Origin of the sequence: Pedobacter psychroterrae (assembly GCF_004331695.1) — a bacterium.
In the GTDB taxonomy this organism is placed as follows: domain Bacteria; phylum Bacteroidota; class Bacteroidia; order Sphingobacteriales; family Sphingobacteriaceae; genus Pedobacter; species Pedobacter psychroterrae.
This window is the reverse complement of record NZ_SJSL01000002.1, coordinates 845,791-864,233: the sequence shown is the minus strand read 5'-3', so window position 1 is coordinate 864,233 and position 18,443 is coordinate 845,791. Positions and strand designations below refer to the sequence as shown.

Sequence of the window (18,443 nt, the reverse complement as noted above, 5' to 3'; positions counted from 1 at the left end):
TAATCTTTCTTATTTTAGTTTTTAATCTTTACCGGAACGACACCCTTCAACAGTTCGGTCCGTCTTTTTATTCTCAGTTTCCTGGCTTCACTGGCCTTTTTCAGAGAGTCTGCCTTCTTAATCTTTAATGATTTTTTAAGCGCTTTCTTAAGCGAATCTTTGTTCTTGATCAACAGGGACTTCTTCACAGAATCAGCCCGTTTTACCGAATCTGCCTTCATCTTCTTCTGGCGGATCTTCAATTCCTTAGCATATTCTATGGAATCTATCCGCGTAATTACTGTCTTTTCCTTCGTTAGTTCTGCTGTTACTTTTTCATAGATTCCGTTCATCACCCTCGGGTTTATCAAATAATAATCCAGGCTTTTCTGGTACAGTGCAGAATCGATCTCAAACTTCTTATAAATCCCTCCATAAAAGGCTGATGCAGTTTTCTTTGCCGAATCTGGAACATAAATTGTCTGCAGATACGCATCTGCCAGGTGTATATCATGCAATACAAGCGCCATTTTATCCGGCTCTATGATGTCATTCGGTATCCCGGGTTTACAGGAAGCTGCCAGTAAAAAAACAAAAACTAGGTAGATGAAGTTCTTCATTCTATTAAAACATGATTATTTCTTAGACAATTGGCCTAAGGTTGTTAATTTTACCAAAAATACTGATAAATGAGTATAGCGGATAACTTATTAAAATATAAAAACGAATTGGATGGCGAACAGGTACAATTGATCGCAGTATCTAAATACCAGCAGCCCGATGCCATTATGGAAGCGTACAATGCCGGACAAAGAATATTTGGCGAAAACATTGTACAGGAACTGGTGGATAAACAGGTGGAGTTGCCGGGCGATATTGAATGGCACTTAATTGGCCATCTGCAGAGCAATAAGGTAAAATACATTGCGCCTTTCATCAGCTGCATCCAATCTGTAGACAGCCTGAAGCTCCTGATAGAAATAAACAAACAGGCTAAAAAACACAACAGGGTAATAGATTGCCTGCTGCAGATCTATATTGCCGATGAAGATACCAAATTTGGTCTGGGATTTGACGAAGTCATAGAACTGCTCAGGTCTGAAGAATATGCTGCACTAAAAAACATCCGCATAACCGGACTGATGGGTATTGCCAGCAACAACGCAACGGAGAAACAGACCAATGATGAGTTTACCGAACTCAAAGTGCTTTTTGATGGCATCAAGCTTAGTTTCTTTAGAAAGGACGACACCTTCAAAGAGGTATCTATGGGCATGTCTGGCGATTACAGACTGGCCATAGAAGCCGGAAGCACCATGGTAAGGATCGGTAGCAGTATTTTTGGTAAAAGAGTGATTAAACATTTCAAAGCCTGATGAACATCAATATAAGAGTAGCAGAAGAACGGGATTGCCCGAGAATACTGGAACTGATCAACGAACTGGCGGTATATGAACGGGCTCCCGAAGAAGTAACCGTTACGCTGGAGGAATTTGCAGCTGCCGGCTTTGGGCCCGATAAAGTATGGAAAGCTTTTGTAGCCGAGGTAGCTGGCAAAATTGAGGGCTTTGCGCTTTATTATGTCAGGTACTCGACCTGGAAGGGCTGCCGCCTGTATCTGGAAGATTTTATCGTAACGGAAGTGCAACGGGGCAATGGCCTTGGAACAATGCTTTTTGATACCGTGATCCGGGAGGCTAAAGACAAAAACTACAACGGCATGGTATGGCAAGTGCTGGACTGGAACGAGCCTGCACTTAATTTTTACAATAAATACCAGGCACATCTGGAAGAAGGATGGCTAAATGCCTCCTTATCCAAAGATCAAATCTTAAAGTAGCATGAAGAAATTAGCATTTAATGGAGGTATATAAATTTGGAGGAGCGTCGGTAAAAGATGCACCTGGAGTAATAAACCTGGCAGCTATCGTAGCAAGCCAGGAGCAGAAAGAACTGCTCATCGTCGTATCTGCCATGGGCAAAATAACCAATAAACTGGAAGAGCTGACCCATGCTTACCTGGAGCAGCAGGACAATACCAACCAGTTGCTGGAAGAAGTAAAGGCCTTCCATTTCAACATCCTGACCGACCTTTTCAGCGACCAGAATGACCAGGTTTACAATGACATCGCCAATTCTTTTGTAGAAGTAGAATGGCTATTGGAAGAAGAACCAAACGATGCACCTGATTACATCTACGATCAGATTGTATCCATTGGTGAGATCGTTTCCACCAAGATTGTAGCGGCTTATCTAAAGAAAACCGGCTGCAACGTAACCTGGGCAGATGCAAGAAATTTCATTCATACAGACAACACCTACCGTGAAGGGCGCGTGAACTGGGAAAAGACTGAACAGGAAATCTTCAGAAAACTAGTCCCTTTACTGGAACAGACTATCGTCGTTACCCAGGGCTTCATCGGCAGTACCAGTGAAAATTTTACCACCACACTGGGCAGGGATGGTTCTGACTACTCAGCAGCCATATTTAGCGCCTGCTTAAATGCCAGCAGCCTGACCATCTGGAAAGATGTACCGGGCGTACTAAACGCCGACCCCAAATGGTTTGACGAAACGGAACGTATACCCCGCCTCTCCTACCACGATGCGATTGAGCTTGCTTACTATGGGGCTACCATCATCCATCCCAAAACAATAAAACCCCTGCAAAACAAGAACATACCCTTGTATGTGCGCTCGTTTTTAGATCCAGTAGCCGAGGGTACAGACATTACTTCGGCCGACAACCATCTGCCTGTCCCCTCCTTTATTTTTAAAGTAAACCAGGCGCTGATCTCCATATTCCCTAAAGACTTTTCTTTCATTATTGAAGAAAACCTGAGCGATATTTTCAGCCTCTTTCACAAGCACAAGGTCAAAATCAATACCATGCTCAATTCTGCCATCAGCTTTTCTGTCAGCTTTGACCATGACCCTGCCAAATTAGCCGCACTGATCGCAGATCTTTCCGTACATTACAAAGTGAAGTACAATACCGGACTGGAACTGGTGACCATCCGATATTACAACCAGCAGACCATAGACCGGGTGACGGTAAATAAAAACATCATTCTGGAAGTAAAAAGCAGGACTACCTGCCAGATCGTAATGAGGGATAAAATAATTACTGAATAGATTTGCTCAACAAAAGGATCTTAGATAGCGAAGTACAGGAATACATCAACAGCCACCTGGCCGGCGATGTACACAAAATAGCTATGGGCAAAAGTCCTTTTCCCGGTATTGAAGCCAGGGAACTCGCAGCGCAGATCGCAGCCAAAAAGAAATCCGTACGCAAACTGCCTTCCATTTATGCCTGCAAAGGTATTTATTATCCTGCCTTGCTCTCTATAGAACAATGCTCTTCCGAAACCACCGCCCTATATAAATCTGGTCTTGCTACAGGTGACACCCTGATAGACCTCACCGGCGGGTTCGGCATCGACTCCCTCTTTTTTGCCCGCAAAGTAGTACAGGTTACGCATTGCGAGATCAATGAAGAACTTTCAGGGATCGCTGCACACAATGCCAGCATGCTGCAGCAAAACAACATGCTTTTTATCGCATCAGATGGCCTGGCGCACCTCAGTACAGTCAAAGAAACATTTGGCACCATCTATATAGATCCCGCACGGAGAAGCACTGCCGGAAAGGTATTTATGCTGAAAGACTGTACACCGAGTGTGGTTGAAAACCTCGGCCCGCTATTGGCCAAATCTCAGCGTGTCATTATCAAAACCGCTCCCTTGCTGGACATTACCGCAGGTTTAAAAGAACTAAAAAACGTAACAGAGATCCACATAGTAAGTGTCAGGAATGAATGTAAAGAGCTGTTGTGGGTATTGGAAAATAATGCCCCAGCTGCACCAAAAATTGTTTCCGTGACCTTAAATGATGCAGTAAAAGAATTTTCCTTTTACAAAGGAGAGGAACTTGAAGAAGCAGTCCAGCTTGAAACAACGCCTTCCTCAGGCTTCTTGTACGAACCTGACACAGCACTGTTAAAAAGCGGCGCATTTAACCTGATTGCCTCCAGGTATGGATTAAAAAAACTGCATGGCCAGACGCAGCTGTACCACGCTGATGAGGTAAAACCGCATTTTCCAGGCAGGATATTTAAAATAAAAGAACTGGTCAGCACAGGCGAATTAAAAAAATCCAAACAGGTTAAAGCCAGTGTCATTTCCAGAAACTATCCCGATAAAGCAGAACAGCTAGTGAAAAAGTACAGGATCAAACCCGACGACGAGCTATTTCTAATCTTTACACAAAGCAGTAAAGACGGTTATCTGATCATTGGGGCAGAGATCTTACAGCATTATTAACGCAAAAAGGGTTGACTTTCGTCAACCCTCTAAGTAACCATCTAACTGATTAATTAACGCTCTCGGTACAAAGGTATATAACATATACACGGGAGAGCAAACAATTTCCGATATTTATTTTTATTTATTTGTCCAGTAAGGGATTATTCACTATCCCCGTAAACAATATCAACCCTGTTTTCATTTCACGTATAGCGAAAATAAAAGGTCTGTTTATCATGATCGGAGCTGGCGCTGAGGTCTCCACTATCCCTACTGAAGTAGCTGCAGCCGCTTCAGTTCCCTCTTCATTTACTTCAATAAATGTTTTGTGTTTAACCTCATCAATCTTCAAATTCCCATTGCTCCTCAACCTGGTAAAATCTGCCATATCTGAAAAAGCATTGCCCATACCAAGGGCAGTCAGCGGATCATTTAATTTAATCTCGTATTCAAATTTGAACTTTGGCACCCTGATATCATTTTGACCTTCCCTTAAACCTGACATCCACTGGTTCCATTTTTGAGTAGTTAGTGTCTCTGCCAGTGTACCTGCAGTTGTGGCTCCGGTTGGCATAGCAATTACCATACTGTACCTTTTATTGCCATAAGGCAGCTCAATTACCGAAGCTTCAGCATTAATAAAACTATTGATTTTCAGCATTGCAGTCATAAAATCGGCCTGTACCTTGTTCTGCACAGTCAAATGAAAGTCTCCTTTTGCGGTCTTATTCTTATCAAACTTGGAGCTCCAGTTGCTTTTGAAATACACGGCATTTATAAGAAACATGACCATATCTCCCCTGATCTGATCAATTATTGTTGGAATCTTGCCATTGGTATTGGTGCTTACCCAGTTATTGATCTGGTCTTTGGCACCCGGGCTAGCGAAATCCAGACCCTGAACCTCGGCTTTGTAATGGTCACTATTGGTCTTTAAAAATGCAGGCAACACTTCAAATCCATTACGGTACCAGATGGAATTGGCTACGTTCAATATCGCCTTTGGATCTAATTCCGGTAATTCGGTGATGATTTTTTGATAATAGGCATTCACTTCTGCTTCCGTAAAATCACTGAATTGCATGGTATTTCTGATGGCTTCCAGGGTTTGTCCATTGGCTCCATTGCTGGTCATACCCACTGCCATACTTACACTCAGTGGCGATAGCATCATATTCTTTGATCCCGGCAGGTCTGCTGCTACTTCCTTCAGCAGCTTAAAGGTAAATTCATTGTCTTTATCTGCTTTTTGCTGTTCTTTAGCTGTTAGTACAAGCGATTTTCCGGTGTAACCGTTTTCTTTTTCCTGATTCTTTTTGCAGGATAGTACCAAAAGAATAACTGGAACAAATAAAATAAGGTATTTTTTCATACTTGATGGTTAATTGGTTTCGATACTTAAACGTGCCGACTTTATAATTCGCTACATTCATTCCGTAAAACCTATAGCTGCTGTGCAATGACAAAGCCATTGGCCCATGCCCATTGGAAGTTGTAACCTCCCAGCCAACCGGTTACATCTATACATTCACCTCCAAAAAACAGCCCAGGAATGCGCTTGCACTCCAGGGTCTTTGACGATAATTCATTGGTATCTATTCCCCCGCGCATTACTTCGGCTTTATCATAGCCCTTATCGCCCGCCGGCTTTACTTTAAAAAGATGGATGGTCTGATGGATCAGTTCAAGTTCCGGTTTAGTCAGCGAGGCTACAGGCTTCTCGACCGGAAGGAATTTGGCCATCGCATCCGTAAACTTCTTTGAATAGAAACGGTTAAAAACCGCAGACAACAAGCTTTTACCATTATATTGCCGCTCGGCATCTATCAGGTCTGATATATTATTGCCGGGCAGGAGGTCTATATTGATCTGTTCGCCCCTGCGCCAGTAAGAGGAAATCTGTAAGATGGCGGGGCCACTCAGGCCCCAGTGAGTAAAAAGGATGTTTTCTTCAAAAGAGATCCTGTCATTGCTTAATCTACAGAAAAGGGAATTACCGGACAACTGGGCATACCATTTCTCGTCCTTTCCGGTGATGGTAAGCGGTACTAGTGCGGGTGCTGTTTCTACGATATTCAAGCCATGCTTTCTGGCAAAGCGAAGCGCAAAGTCTGTAGCGCCCATTTTAGGAATGGGCAGGCCGCCGGTAGCGATCACCAGTTTAGGTGCTTTGATAAAACGGGATTTTCCGGATCTGATATATTGTACCGTAAATGCTCCTTCTGTCTGCTCTATCTCTTCCACATTAGCTCCGCAAATGATCTGCTGCTCAAAATCTGTACAGATTGAAGTAAATACTTCCACGATGTCTTTTGCATTTTTTCCTTCGGGAAAGAGCTGGCCAAGCGTCTTTTCTTTGCCTTGTATGCCATAAGTTTCAAAAAAACTGATGGTATCGTCTACCGTCCACTGTGTGAACGCAGATTTGCAGAAGTGTTTATTGGCCGAAATGAACTGCTCGTCCGTAGCATACAGATTGGTATAATTGCACCGGCCGCCACCCGATATCAATATCTTAGCGCCAGGTTTATCCCCCTTTTCCAGCAGAATCACCTTTTTTCCCACGTAGCCCGCCTGCACTGCGCACATCAGCCCACAGGCCCCGGCACCAATAATTATCGCATCTGCATCCATCAATCCCTTACTAATTTTACTTCAATCCGTTTTATATTGTTATTTTTGTGCAAAATAAGCATAACTTTTTCATATAGATATGGCAAAACAAATAAGTGATTTAAAATTAGGTGTGCTGGGCGGGGGACAATTGGGCAGAATGCTGATACAGGAAGCCATCAATTATAACCTGACCACTTTAATTTTAGATCCGGATACCAATGCGCCTTGCAAACACATCGCTAATTATTTTGAGTGCGGTTCTATTACAGATTTTGACACTGTTTATAATTTCGGAAAGAAAGCTGATATCATTACCATTGAGATCGAAAAAGTAAATATTGAAGCACTGGAGCAACTGGAAAAAGAGGGCAAACAGGTCTATCCTCAATCGAGGGTAATCCGCCTGATCCAGGATAAAGGTGTTCAAAAACAATTCTTTAAAGAAAACAATATCCCTACCGCTCCCTTTCAGCTGGTAAATACCAGGGAGGATATTAGAAACAGCAGTTTTGCATTTCCTTATATGCTTAAACAGCGCAGGGATGGCTATGACGGCAAGGGCGTGATGAAAATCAACCATGCAGGTGATATTGAAAAAGCATTTGATGCGCCATGTCTGATAGAGGAGCTGGTCGATTTTGAAAAGGAAATAGCGGTGATCGTAGCCAGGAACCCTAAGGGGCAAATGACGACTTTTCCAATGGTAGAAATGGAGTTCAATCCTGAAGCCAACCTGGTAGAGTTCCTGATCTCTCCTTCTACTTATCCTGAAGCGATACAGCTGAGGGCAGAAACGATAGCGAAGAACATTGCCTCCAGTTTAAACATCACCGGTCTGCTGGCGGTGGAAATGTTCATCACCAGAAATGGTGACATTTTGGTAAATGAGCTAGCCCCGCGGCCCCACAACAGTGGCCACCATACCATTGAGGGTAATTACGTATCGCAGTTTGAGCAGCACCTGAGGGCTATATTTAATTTGCCATTGGGCGATACCCGTTCTATTAATAATGCGGTGATGATCAACCTTCTGGGTGAGAAAGGGCACGAAGGGGTAGCGAAATACCAGGGGCTTGAAAAGATTATGGCCGTAGAGGGGGTATATGTTCATTTGTATGGCAAGAAGTATACCAAGCCTTTCCGCAAGATGGGCCACATTACTGTGGTAGACCAGAACCGGGAAGGGGCCATTGAGAAGGCAAAATACATTAAAGAGACTTTAAAAGTAATAGCATAACAATCAAGCAATATCCTGATGAGCATTAAAGAGAACGTTAAAGAGAGCGTTAAAGAAAGCGTTAAAGAAAGCATTAAAGTAGGCATTATAATGGGCAGCAAGTCTGACCTTCACATCATGCAGGATGCTGCCGATGTGTTTAAGGAGTTTGAGGTAGCGTTTGAAATGACGGTAGTTTCTGCACACCGTACGCCCGACAGGATGTTTGATTATGCAAAACAGGCGGCTTCCCGTGGGTTAAAAGTGATCATTGCCGGTGCCGGCGGTGCAGCGCATTTACCAGGTATGGTAGCTTCTATCACTGTATTGCCTGTAATTGGCGTACCTGTAAAATCGTCCAATTCTATAGATGGTTGGGATTCTATCTTGTCTATCCTGCAGATGCCAAATGGCATTCCCGTAGCTACAGTAGCCTTGAATGCGGCAAAAAATGCAGGTTTACTGGCGGTACAGATCCTGTCTACTGCTGATGCTTCATTAGCAGCGAAGATGCAGGAGTATAAAGATGAACTGCGCAGGAAAGTAGAAGATAGCGCTGCAGAACTGGAAGGTTAATTTAAATTAGGATTGCTGGGGAAATTGCTGACATGGGCATATTTAGGCCCCAAGTTGATGATCACTTCGCGCCACAGGTCTTCTTCATTGTTATTGAACACCACATCCGGGTGGTACTGATCTGATACGATCCAGGTATTTTCTTTAATTTCACGTTTCAGCTGTTCCATTCCCCAACCGGAATAACCTATGAAGAAGCGGATTTCATCCTGTTCGATACTGTTGTTGGCCAGCAGGATCTTCAATGCTTCAAAATTGCCACCCCAGTAAATACCTTTAGCGATTTCTTCACCATCATTCAACCTGTCATGACAACGGTGAATAAAGTGAACGGTGTCAGTTCCGACCGGTCCGCCTATATACACAGGAAAATCGGTGTCTTCCAGTTCGGGGATCAGGTCCTTCAGGAAAAGCGCACTTGGCTGGTTCAACACAAAGCCAACAGTACCTTCTTCCTGATGCTCGGCAATCAAGACTACCGACCGTTTAAAGTTAGGATCCGTTAAAAATGGTTCTGAAATTAGCAATCTGCCAACTGAAGGATCTAAGCGACTTAACATTTTGGAAATATAAAATAAAAATTAATTAACTAACCCTATTTTTGTTGTATGGAGCTAACGAGAGAAAACTTACAAAACTTACGCCAAGATTACCGCAGTGCGCAACTTAGCGAAAATGAAGTACATTCCGACCCGATGCAGCAATTCAAAAAGTGGTTTACCGATGCGCTGGATTCACAGTTGTACGAGCCAAATGTGATGACACTGGCTACGGCCGATAGCGACAGCAAGCCGAGGGCACGCATTGTACTGCTGAAAGGATTTGATGAGAACGGCTTTGTTTTTTTTACGAATTATGAGAGTAAAAAAGGACAGGACCTGATAGAAAATCCACAGGCAGCACTGGTATTCTTCTGGGCAGAACTGGAAAGACAGGTCCGCATAGAAGGCGTGGTAAGTAAGGTTGATGCCCAGGTATCGGCCGATTATTTTCACTCAAGACCTGTCGGCAGCCAGATTGGCGCACTTGTTTCCCCGCAAAGCAGGGTAATCAGCGACAGGGATATACTGGAAGATAAAGTAAAAGAAGTTAGCGCCGAATATGAAGGCAAAGAAATACCCCGCCCGGCACATTGGGGTGGCTACCTGGTAGAACCTACCTATATTGAGTTTTGGCAGGGAAGGACAAGCAGGCTCCATGACCGCATCGCCTACGACCTGACAGAAGGCGAATGGATGATCAAAAGACTGGCCCCATAAAAAAAGATTGGGTTTGAGTTGTTGTTAAAGGCAGGGATTAATTAGTTTTGGCGATACTAAAGAAATTACATGATCAAGAAAATTACAGTAGTTGGCTCTGGAACGATGGGCAACGGAATTGCGCATACTTTTGCACAGTTCGGGCATGAAGTGAACCTCGTGGATGTAAGCGACAATGCACTATCAAAAGCTTTGGGCACGATCAATAAGAACCTGGACAGGCAGGTGGCAAAAGGTACCATCACCGAAGCCGATAAATCCAATACACTGGCTAACATCACAATTTTTACTGATCTTAAAAATGGTGTGGCAGACGCCGATCTTGTAATAGAGGCTGCTTCGGAAAACCTGGACCTGAAGCTTAAAATATTTAAGGACCTCGATGCCTTTACTAAACCAGAGGCAATCCTGGCGAGCAATACGTCATCCATTTCTATAACCCGGATAGCAGCGGTAACAGGCAGGGGCGATAAAGTAATCGGCATGCACTTTATGAACCCTGTACCCGTTATGAAGCTGGTAGAAGTGATCAGGGGTTATGCCAGCAGTGATGAAACGACAAACAAGATCATGGAGCTTTCCGCGAAACTGGACAAGGTTCCGGTAGCAGTAAACGATTATCCGGGTTTTGTGGCCAACAGGATACTGATGCCGATGATCAATGAGGCGATCTTTACTTTGCACGAAGGAGTAGCTGGTGTTGAAGAGATTGATACGGTAATGAAACTGGGAATGGCGCATCCTATGGGGCCATTGCAACTGGCTGATTTTATAGGACTGGATGTATGTCTGGCCATCTTGCGTGTCCTTCATGATGGGTTCGGAAACCCAAAATATGCTCCATGTCCGCTCCTGGTCAATATGGTAATGGCAGGCAATAAAGGTGTTAAATCAGGTGAAGGCTTTTACAATTATGCAAACGGGGTTAAAGAAGCTACGGTAGCTAAAAAATTTAGTTAACTTTACCTTATGAACGAAAATCTTGATCCTTCTTCAGAAAGCTTATCCCCAATAGAGCGCGATATAGAAAAAGTGCTGCGCCCGCAGGCTTTTGAAGATTTTACCGGACAAGAGAAGGTGATGGCGAACCTGAAGATCTTTGTGCAGGCTGCAAAGTTAAGAGGTGAACCTTTAGACCACGTACTTTTACACGGCCCTCCCGGACTGGGCAAGACTACCCTTTCTTACATCATTGCCAATGAGATGAATGTAGGGATCAAGGTTACTTCAGGGCCAGTGCTGGATAAGCCGGGAGACCTGGCAGGACTGCTGACCAATCTGGATTCAGGAGATATTTTATTTATAGATGAGATACACAGATTAAGTCCGCTGGTGGAAGAATACCTCTATTCTGCCATGGAGGATTATAAAATTGACATCATGCTGGAGAGCGGCCCTAATGCCCGCTCGGTACAGATCAATCTGAATCCCTTTACCCTGGTAGGCGCTACTACACGCTCGGGCTTGCTGACCGCTCCGCTGAGGGCAAGGTTTGGCATCAACTCCCGCCTGGCTTATTACGATGCGAAATTACTGACTACGATTGTCCTGCGTTCGTCTGATATCCTGAAGACACCGATCACAGACGAGGGTGCATTTGAAATAGCCCGTAGAAGCAGGGGCACGCCCCGGATTGCCAATGCATTGCTAAGGCGTACCAGGGATTTTGCACAGATTAAGGGCAATGGACAGATCGATACAGAAATAGCCAGGTATGCATTGAATGCCCTGAATGTGGATGAACACGGACTGGACGAGATGGACAACAAGATCTTGCTGACCATTATTGATAAGTTTAAGGGTGGGCCTGTCGGCCTGAAGACCATTGCGACTGCAGTGGGTGATGATGAGGGCACCATAGAAGAGGTATATGAGCCCTTTTTAATACAGGAAGGTTTCTTGATGCGTACATCCAGGGGCAGAGAGGCTACAGAAGCAGCCTATAAACACCTTCAAAAGAATTATCCCGGACAGAGCGGGCGGTTATTTTAATAAAAGGTTTGTCTTCCGGAGGAGAATTAAAATAACAGCAGGTTCACTCTAGAAAAACCTGCTGTCTTATCTACCTTATTTCCTGATTATAAACCAATAAACAAGCAAAATTACTACAATTAGCGGTATGATCCATTTCATTACCGGGCCTGCTCCGTTCTCATTAGATTCCTTTATAGCCTGAGGTGATGGTCCCGGATCATCCTCGTGCTTTGCATAGTTATGTTCAATAGGTTTGTGCGGCTTATTTGGGTCTTCTATATGTGATGATTCTGTATTTTCCATGATAATTCCATTTAATCACCTATATAACAGTGATGGGAACAAAATGTTTTTAATACTTATCTTTGTAGTTAATGTCAGAAAATTCCGTTAGATATAGCAAACTCATTAAAGATGAAGCCATGAGGCTTGGTTTTATGGCTTGCGGTATCGCTAAAGCTGGGTTTTTAGAAGAAGAGGCCCCAAGGCTGGCAGCCTGGTTGAACCAGGATATGCATGGAACGATGGGCTATATGGAAAATCATTTTGATAAGCGGCTAGATCCAAGGCTGCTGGTAGATGGTGCAAAATCCGTGATCTCCCTTTCGCTAAACTATTTTCCGAAGGAAAGGCAAGACACAGATGCACCAAAGATCTCTAAATATGCTTATGGTATGGATTACCATACTGTGATCAAGGACAAGCTGTTTGAACTGCTCAATTTTATATCAGAAACCATCGGTGAGGTCAGTGGCCGTGCATTTGTAGATTCGGCACCTGTGCTGGACCGTGCCTGGGCCAAGCGTGCGGGCATTGGCTGGATAGGAAAGAACAGTAACCTGATTAGCAAAAAAAGCGGTTCATTTTTCTTCCTTGCAGAATTAATAGTAGACCTGGAGCTGGCATATGACCAGCCATTTGATACGGACCATTGCGGAACCTGTACCAAATGCATAGATGACTGCCCTACTGATGCCATACTAACGCCCTATGTAATCGATGCAAAGAAGTGCATCTCGTACCTGACAATTGAACTGAAGGAAGAAATACCCACAACATTTAATGACAAGATGGACAACTGGATGTTTGGATGCGACATTTGCCAGGACGTTTGTCCCTGGAACAGGTTTTCAGTCCCGCATACAGAACCTGCTTTTCAGCCAAATGAAAGCTTACTAAATATGAAAAAAGAAGACTGGCAGGACATCACTGAAGAGGTCTTTAAAGGAATATTCAAGAATTCTGCAGTAAAACGAACCAAGTTCAAAGGCCTTGTAAGGAACATTGACTTCCTGAAAAACAAACCGCATTATTAATATGGTTGTCCTGAGATATAGCGCATCGTCATCCTGAATTTATTTCATGATGACGATGCGCATAAAATAGGTCGTATCCTACTTTCCGAATTTCATTTTTAGCTGTTCCAGCATATCATTGGTGACATCTACCACAGGTTTTTCTTTTCTAGGTTGCACCTGCTGGGGTTTGTTTGCTGCAAAGTTTGGTTTATTTACCGTACTCTGTTGTTGTTTAACGGCAAGTGGCTGTTGCTTAAACGCAGGTTGCTGTTGCTGCTGCTTTACCTGTTTTAGCTGATCTTTCTTCCTGTTCCACCGCTCCCATATTTCGGTCAGCTTTTTCTTGGTGTACAAAGGGAAATCACCTTGTCGCATCCATGCGTAATAGCTTGGCTCTATGTCAAACACCTGCTCAACGGTCTTTCCTTTATGTTTACCAAAATTGAAGATTTCCTCACCTGCTTCGTTAAATACCATTCGCCCGGCAAAATCTACCGGTTTGTTCATATTGGTAAAAGCATGCAGCGCAGCTACATCATTTAGTACTGGCTTAGACACATTACCCTTTTTATCTTCAAAGTCAGTGTCTTTATAGCGTTCTATCTGGGCGAGCAGCACATGATAGGTAGCCGTGATGTCTGCTTCTGCTGAATGTGCATTGATGATATCCTTATCACAATAGAATTTGTAAGCGGCACGCAGGGTACGCTGTTCCATTTGGTGAAAGATATTTTGCACATCGACAAACTTACGGTCTGACATATCAAAATCTACCTCTGCCCTTAAAAACTCTTCCAGCAGGACCGGGATATCAAACCTGTTTGAATTGTATCCGGCAAGGTCGGCATCGCCTATAAAATCAGCAAGCTCCTGTGCTACATCCTTAAATGTTGGTTCATTAGCAATGTGCTCATCATAGATTCCATGTATCAAAGATGACTCCAATGGGATGGGCATTTGCGGATTGAGGCGTAATGTCTTTATTATTTCTGTTCCGTCTGGCATCGCTTTTAAAATAGCAATTTCCACTATACGATCGGAACCTACGTTAACACCTGTAGTTTCTAAATCAAAAAAAGCAAGCGGACGGTTTAAATTTAATTTCATTTCTAACATATTGTATCATTTCAAAAGTCGGAAAAATGATTCATTAATCCTTAGTTTATTTAGCATTCTATCAACAATACTTTTATTTCTTATTATAATTTTCAATATTAGGCGAACTAGCCATATCTTGTTTGAATATTATATGAAAAAAATTTATCTAATCGCTTTTTTTATCCTTTGGGTATTTACATACGCAGGCGCCCAGGACTTTGAGTATGGAAAAATAACCGGAGATGACGTAGAATTAAAGAATGCAGCGTTTGATAGCAACGCCAATGCAGTGGTTATCAGAGAATTTGGCACTTCCAGAATAGACTTGAACGATGGTGTTTTTTCGGTGGTGTTCATGTATCACGTTAAAATTAAAATATTTAACAAGAACGGCTTTAACCATGGAAATATTGTAATCCCCTTAAGAATTCATAAAGAAGTTGATGATGAAGTGCAGGAATTAAAGGCCACAACAAACAATTTTGTCAACGGCAGACTGACCAAAACTGAACTCGACAAAAAGAATACATTCAAAGAAAAAGCCAATAAATACATTACGCTATACAAATTCACGATGCCCAACTTGCAGGAAGGCAGCATTATTGAATACAGTTACCGGCTGAATTCTCCGGGTATTTTCAATTTCAGGACTTGGGAGTTTCAGGGAAATATCCCTAAAATACACAGTGAATATGAGGCCAATATTCCAGCAGTATACAATTACAATGTAGCGTTGAGGGGCGCCCGTAAACTTACCTCCCAAAAATCTGTATTGTTTAAGGAATGCTTTCAATACGGGCCACATAAAGTAAACTGCTCTAAAATGACCTATATCATGAAAGATCTGCCTGCATTGATAGAAGAGGATTATATGACTGCAGCCAGCAACTTTAGATCGGCCGTCTATTTTGAGCTTTCGCATTATACTGATATGAGGGGCCTGGAACACAATATCACCAGAAACTGGAAAGACATAGATAAGGAACTTAACGACGACAAGTCCTTTGGGGCGCAGATCAAAAAGAAAGAACTTTTTAAAGATATACTGCCACAAATGCTGAACGGGACAACGGATGAGACCAGCAAAGCCAGGGCCATCTATGCTTACATCCAGAAAAACATCAAAAGGAACGGCTACATAGGAATCTATAGTGAAAACACCATTAAGACAGCACTTGAAAAACATGCAGGAAATACAGCAGACATCAACCTTGCGCTGGTTGCCGCCCTCAATGCCGCAGGACTGAATGCAGAAGCACTGATCCTGTCGACCAGGAACAATGGTACAGTAAATAACCTTTATCCTGTGATCAGTGAATTTAACTACGTAGTGGCCAAAGTAAACATAGGCAATACCAGTTACCTGCTGGATGCCACCGTACCATTGCTTCCCTTTGGGCTGCTCCCCTTGCATTGTATCAATGGAAAAGGCAGGGTGATCAACCAGAAGAAGCCCTCCTATTGGTATGATATCGTAGCCAGCCAAAAGCAGACAACAAAATATGTGCTGACCGCAAAGCTTACTAATGAGGGCGTTTTAAAAGGGAAACTGACCACAGTATCGGGCGGTTACAGTGCATTAAAAAAACGTGAGCGCATCAATGAAGCAGGTTCGATAGACCAGTATGTAGAACGGCTGGATGAGCAGATGCCTAAAATAAAGTTAGCAAACCATAGCATTGAAGGGCTTGATAGCCTGGAAAATCCACTGATAGAGAGCTATGATATAGAAATGAAGATCTTTGACAACATGAATAATAAAGAATTCTATCTAAATCCTTTCTTTATCAGCCGGACAGATAAAAACCCTTTCAATCTAAACGACAGGTCATATCCAGTGGACCTGGGTGCAGCGGTAGACGAGCGGCTTACGATGACCATAGAATTACCCGACAATATTGTACTGGCAAATGAACCTAAGAATATGGGCCTGGCACTGGCAGAGGGCGCGGGCAAGTACCAAACATCGACTTCACAGTCTGGCAATAATCTGATATTCCATCAGGTGATGCAGCTCAACAAACCAATTTATAGTCCGGATGAATACCTTTCGCTCAAAGAATTCTATAGCAGGATCATACAATTCCAAAAAACAGACCTTATTCTTAAGAAAACCAACTAATAATATGTTTAAAAAACATTTGTTCTTATTGATTTTCTGCAGCTGCACAATAATCGTGCATGCTCAGGATATGCCTGAATATGCTACGGACCGTATTTCGGCCTCCTTAAAAAACCGCGCTGATGCGGTAATCAGGAATATGGAGACCACCCTTGATATGCGCGCTCCTGACAACATGGTACTTAATGTAAAAAAGGCGGTCACTATTTTTAATAAAAGCGGAGACGACAGAGCTGCCCTGTCCTTGTATTACAATAAAAGCACCTCCATCAAAAGCATCAAAGGACTGATCCTGAATTCATTTGGGCAACCAACAGGCAAGTTCTCCCAAAGCAACTTCAGGGATGAAAGCGCTGTGAATGATTTTTCAATGTTTGAAGATGCACGAATTAAACATTATGTTCCAAATGTCATTGCCTATCCATACACCATTATTTATGAATATGAGATCAGGTACAAGCAAAACCTGATCATCCCCGACTGGTATGCCAACCCATATCCGGATGTGGCGGTAGAGAAAAGTACTTACGCTTTTATTTCCAAACCTGATGATCAGGTAAGAATCAAGGAATATAATTTTAAAGGTGTACCAGCTGTGGTAAAGTCCGACAAATACATTACCCGGACATGGGAAGTGACCAACCTGAATGCGTTTAGGATGGAACCCTTTGCACCAGACCCCAATAAATACCTGACCTACATTAAAATAGCCGCCGAGCAGTTTAATTATTATGGCTATAAAGGCAATTATAAAAATTGGGATGAACTGGGAAAATGGGTATTTGATGCACTGATCAAAGACAGACAGGCCCTCAGTCCGCAGACCGTACAGGAGATTAAGACCCTTGTAAAGGGGATCAGTAACGATAAAGAAAAAGCCAGAAAGATCTACGAATATGTGCAGAAAAAAACTAGGTATATCAGCATCCAGGTAGGCATAGGTGGCTTTCAGCCCTTTCCGGCTACTGACGTGCAGACCTTGTCGTACGGCGATTGCAAGGCATTGGTCAATTATACCCAAAGTCTGCTGAAAGTAGTAGACATACCAAGCTTATATTGCGTGGTCTACGCAGGAGACTTAAAAAAGAGTGTAGATACTGAATTTGCAAGTATGGACCAGGGCAATCATATCATCCTGTGCATCCCCTTGAAAAATGATACTACCTGGCTGGAATGTACCAGTCAGGACAGTCCTTTTGGCTATCTGGGCAGCTTTACGGACGACCGCACAGTGCTGGCATGCACAGCTGAAGGTGGAAAATTACTCAAGACCCCTTCACTTGCTACTGCAAGCAACTTACTGAAGCGCAAAGCTGAACTAAAGATCGAAAACACAGGTGATGTGAGCGGGCAACTAACAACAGATTTTAGTGGATCACAATATGACAATAATCAGCGCCTCATCAATGAACCTTATGCTGAACAGCTGAAACTGCTGAAGGAAGAATATGACATTGACAACATTGATTTTGCTGATTTTAAGCTGGTACAGAAAAAAAACGAACATCCTGTCACCTCTGAATCTATGCAGCTTAGCATTCAGAAGTATGCCCCAAAAACGAATAACCTCGTTTACCTGATTCCCAATGCTTTTAATAAAACCAGGTCCATTCCCGAGGTCAGAAACCGTACACTGCCTGTATACATTAACAGGGGCTATACCGATGAAGATGAAATCGTGTATCAGCTCCCTGATGGTTACTCAATTACTGCCAGACCACCAGATCAGGAAATTAAGTCGGCATTTGGAACATACAGCATGCACATCAGTATGGAAGGCAAAAAACTTACCTACAAACGAAAGATGGTTTTGAATAACGGCACTTACCCAGCAGATAAATACGAAGACCTCACCCAATTTTTTAGTACTATCAGCGGACTTGACAACAGCAAGGTGATCTTTAAGACCAACTAACTCAGTATAATAATACCCAGTGCTATTCCTATGATCATGATCAGGTACATCAGGATCTCTGTAGTAGCAAAGCCCTTGTATTT

The 18,443-nt window shown here is 43.0% G+C and carries 18 protein-coding genes; 12 read left to right on the top strand and 6 right to left on the bottom strand.

Annotated features, from left to right (window positions below):
- Window positions 1-14: 14 nt before the first annotated feature.
- Window positions 15-599, bottom strand: coding sequence for a DUF4296 domain-containing protein (locus tag EZ437_RS12035; RefSeq protein WP_131596264.1), 585 nt, complete (start codon window positions 597-599; stop codon window positions 15-17).
- A gap of 69 nt (window positions 600-668) precedes the next feature.
- Between EZ437_RS12035 and EZ437_RS12030 the strand changes: the two genes are divergently transcribed.
- Genes EZ437_RS12030 through EZ437_RS12015 form a run of 4 tightly spaced genes read left to right on the top strand, consistent with a single transcriptional unit; the run spans window position 669 to window position 4,304 of the window.
- Complete coding sequence (locus tag EZ437_RS12030; RefSeq protein ID WP_131596263.1) at window positions 669-1,355, top strand: YggS family pyridoxal phosphate-dependent enzyme; 687 nt, start codon at window positions 669-671, stop codon at window positions 1,353-1,355.
- Complete coding sequence (locus EZ437_RS12025; RefSeq protein WP_131596262.1) at window positions 1,355-1,819, top strand: GNAT family N-acetyltransferase; 465 nt, start codon at window positions 1,355-1,357, stop codon at window positions 1,817-1,819. The genes EZ437_RS12030 and EZ437_RS12025 overlap by 1 nt, the downstream gene beginning before the upstream one ends.
- 20 nt (window positions 1,820-1,839) lie before the next feature.
- Window positions 1,840-3,114, top strand: coding sequence for an aspartate kinase (locus tag EZ437_RS12020; protein ID WP_131596261.1), 1,275 nt, complete (start codon window positions 1,840-1,842; stop codon window positions 3,112-3,114).
- Between the two features lie 2 nt (window positions 3,115-3,116).
- Complete coding sequence (locus EZ437_RS12015; RefSeq protein ID WP_131596260.1) at window positions 3,117-4,304, top strand: THUMP-like domain-containing protein; 1,188 nt, start codon at window positions 3,117-3,119, stop codon at window positions 4,302-4,304.
- A 124-nt stretch (window positions 4,305-4,428) separates the two neighbouring features.
- Here EZ437_RS12015 and EZ437_RS12010 read toward each other — a convergent pair whose 3' ends face one another.
- A complete protein-coding gene (locus EZ437_RS12010; RefSeq protein ID WP_131596259.1) occupies window positions 4,429-5,658 on the bottom strand; it encodes a serpin family protein in 1,230 nt (409 codons plus the stop codon).
- A gap of 71 nt (window positions 5,659-5,729) precedes the next feature.
- Window positions 5,730-6,920: a BaiN/RdsA family NAD(P)/FAD-dependent oxidoreductase gene (locus EZ437_RS12005; protein WP_131596258.1), complete on the bottom strand. Its 1,191-nt coding sequence runs from the start codon at window positions 6,918-6,920 to the stop codon at window positions 5,730-5,732.
- 79 nt (window positions 6,921-6,999) lie between these two features.
- Between EZ437_RS12005 and EZ437_RS12000 the strand changes: the two genes are divergently transcribed.
- Together EZ437_RS12000 and purE are read left to right on the top strand one after the other, a co-directional pair.
- A complete protein-coding gene (locus EZ437_RS12000) occupies window positions 7,000-8,139 on the top strand; it encodes a 5-(carboxyamino)imidazole ribonucleotide synthase (RefSeq protein ID WP_131596257.1) in 1,140 nt (379 codons plus the stop codon).
- A gap of 18 nt (window positions 8,140-8,157) precedes the next feature.
- Window positions 8,158-8,694 (top strand): 5-(carboxyamino)imidazole ribonucleotide mutase, encoded by a 537-nt coding sequence (purE, locus tag EZ437_RS11995; RefSeq protein ID WP_131596256.1) that lies wholly within the window; start codon window positions 8,158-8,160, stop codon window positions 8,692-8,694.
- Here purE and EZ437_RS11990 read toward each other — a convergent pair.
- The gene (locus tag EZ437_RS11990; RefSeq protein ID WP_131596255.1) at window positions 8,691-9,254 is read right to left on the bottom strand and encodes a YqgE/AlgH family protein; all 564 of its coding nucleotides are present in this window, start codon (window positions 9,252-9,254) and stop codon (window positions 8,691-8,693) included. The genes purE and EZ437_RS11990 overlap by 4 nt on opposite strands.
- 48 nt (window positions 9,255-9,302) lie before the next feature.
- Here EZ437_RS11990 and pdxH point away from each other — a divergent pair, with 48 nt between their 5' ends.
- The 3 genes from pdxH (at window position 9,303) to ruvB (ending at window position 11,945) form a co-directional block, all read left to right on the top strand.
- Window positions 9,303-9,953, top strand: a complete 651-nt coding sequence (pdxH, locus tag EZ437_RS11985) for a pyridoxamine 5'-phosphate oxidase (RefSeq protein ID WP_131596254.1) — start codon at window positions 9,303-9,305, stop codon at window positions 9,951-9,953.
- Between the two features lie 72 nt (window positions 9,954-10,025).
- A complete protein-coding gene (locus EZ437_RS11980; RefSeq protein WP_131596628.1) occupies window positions 10,026-10,913 on the top strand; it encodes a 3-hydroxybutyryl-CoA dehydrogenase in 888 nt (295 codons plus the stop codon).
- A gap of 9 nt (window positions 10,914-10,922) precedes the next feature.
- Window positions 10,923-11,945, top strand: a complete 1,023-nt coding sequence (gene ruvB, locus EZ437_RS11975; protein WP_131596253.1) for a Holliday junction branch migration DNA helicase RuvB — start codon at window positions 10,923-10,925, stop codon at window positions 11,943-11,945.
- 75 nt (window positions 11,946-12,020) lie between these two features.
- Here ruvB and EZ437_RS11970 read toward each other — a convergent pair whose 3' ends face one another.
- Entirely contained in the window at window positions 12,021-12,230 is a 210-nt protein-coding gene (locus EZ437_RS11970; RefSeq protein WP_131596252.1) for a hypothetical protein, read from the bottom strand.
- A 71-nt stretch (window positions 12,231-12,301) separates the two neighbouring features.
- Here EZ437_RS11970 and queG point away from each other — a divergent pair, with 71 nt between their 5' ends.
- Window positions 12,302-13,243: a tRNA epoxyqueuosine(34) reductase QueG gene (gene queG / locus EZ437_RS11965; protein WP_131596251.1), complete on the top strand. Its 942-nt coding sequence runs from the start codon at window positions 12,302-12,304 to the stop codon at window positions 13,241-13,243.
- Between the two features lie 78 nt (window positions 13,244-13,321).
- Here the strand turns inward: queG and EZ437_RS11960 are convergent, their stop codons facing one another.
- Window positions 13,322-14,332: a 3'-5' exonuclease gene (locus tag EZ437_RS11960; RefSeq protein WP_131596250.1), complete on the bottom strand. Its 1,011-nt coding sequence runs from the start codon at window positions 14,330-14,332 to the stop codon at window positions 13,322-13,324.
- 142 nt (window positions 14,333-14,474) lie between these two features.
- Here EZ437_RS11960 and EZ437_RS11955 point away from each other — a divergent pair, with 142 nt between their 5' ends.
- Window positions 14,475-16,445, top strand: coding sequence for a DUF3858 domain-containing protein (locus EZ437_RS11955; protein ID WP_131596249.1), 1,971 nt, complete (start codon window positions 14,475-14,477; stop codon window positions 16,443-16,445).
- A gap of 4 nt (window positions 16,446-16,449) precedes the next feature.
- The gene (locus EZ437_RS11950; RefSeq protein WP_131596248.1) at window positions 16,450-18,360 is read left to right on the top strand and encodes a DUF3857 domain-containing protein; all 1,911 of its coding nucleotides are present in this window, start codon (window positions 16,450-16,452) and stop codon (window positions 18,358-18,360) included.
- Window positions 18,361-18,443 lie beyond the last annotated feature (83 nt).

What these genes read in the sequence shown, in the direction of transcription:
- EZ437_RS11970 (WP_131596252.1), bottom strand. Translation starts at nt 12,230, where the DNA reads ATGGAAAATACAGAATCATCACATATAGAAGACCCAAATAAGCCGCAC.
- EZ437_RS12005 (WP_131596258.1), bottom strand. Translation starts at nt 6,920, where the DNA reads ATGGATGCAGATGCGATAATTATTGGTGCCGGGGCCTGTGGGCTGATG.
- EZ437_RS11960 (WP_131596250.1), bottom strand. Translation starts at nt 14,332, where the DNA reads ATGAAATTAAATTTAAACCGTCCGCTTGCTTTTTTTGATTTAGAAACT.
- EZ437_RS12025 (WP_131596262.1), top strand. Translation starts at nt 1,355, where the DNA reads ATGAACATCAATATAAGAGTAGCAGAAGAACGGGATTGCCCGAGAATA.
- EZ437_RS11950 (WP_131596248.1), top strand. Translation starts at nt 16,450, where the DNA reads ATGTTTAAAAAACATTTGTTCTTATTGATTTTCTGCAGCTGCACAATA.
- ruvB (WP_131596253.1), top strand. Translation starts at nt 10,923, where the DNA reads ATGAACGAAAATCTTGATCCTTCTTCAGAAAGCTTATCCCCAATAGAG.
- queG (WP_131596251.1), top strand. Translation starts at nt 12,302, where the DNA reads ATGTCAGAAAATTCCGTTAGATATAGCAAACTCATTAAAGATGAAGCC.
- EZ437_RS12030 (WP_131596263.1), top strand. Translation starts at nt 669, where the DNA reads ATGAGTATAGCGGATAACTTATTAAAATATAAAAACGAATTGGATGGC.
- EZ437_RS12010 (WP_131596259.1), bottom strand. Translation starts at nt 5,658, where the DNA reads ATGAAAAAATACCTTATTTTATTTGTTCCAGTTATTCTTTTGGTACTA.
- EZ437_RS12035 (WP_131596264.1), bottom strand. Translation starts at nt 599, where the DNA reads ATGAAGAACTTCATCTACCTAGTTTTTGTTTTTTTACTGGCAGCTTCC.
- EZ437_RS12000 (WP_131596257.1), top strand. Translation starts at nt 7,000, where the DNA reads ATGGCAAAACAAATAAGTGATTTAAAATTAGGTGTGCTGGGCGGGGGA.
- pdxH (WP_131596254.1), top strand. Translation starts at nt 9,303, where the DNA reads ATGGAGCTAACGAGAGAAAACTTACAAAACTTACGCCAAGATTACCGC.
- EZ437_RS12020 (WP_131596261.1), top strand. Translation starts at nt 1,840, where the DNA reads ATGGAGGTATATAAATTTGGAGGAGCGTCGGTAAAAGATGCACCTGGA.
- EZ437_RS11990 (WP_131596255.1), bottom strand. Translation starts at nt 9,254, where the DNA reads ATGTTAAGTCGCTTAGATCCTTCAGTTGGCAGATTGCTAATTTCAGAA.
- EZ437_RS11955 (WP_131596249.1), top strand. Translation starts at nt 14,475, where the DNA reads ATGAAAAAAATTTATCTAATCGCTTTTTTTATCCTTTGGGTATTTACA.
- purE (WP_131596256.1), top strand. Translation starts at nt 8,158, where the DNA reads ATGAGCATTAAAGAGAACGTTAAAGAGAGCGTTAAAGAAAGCGTTAAA.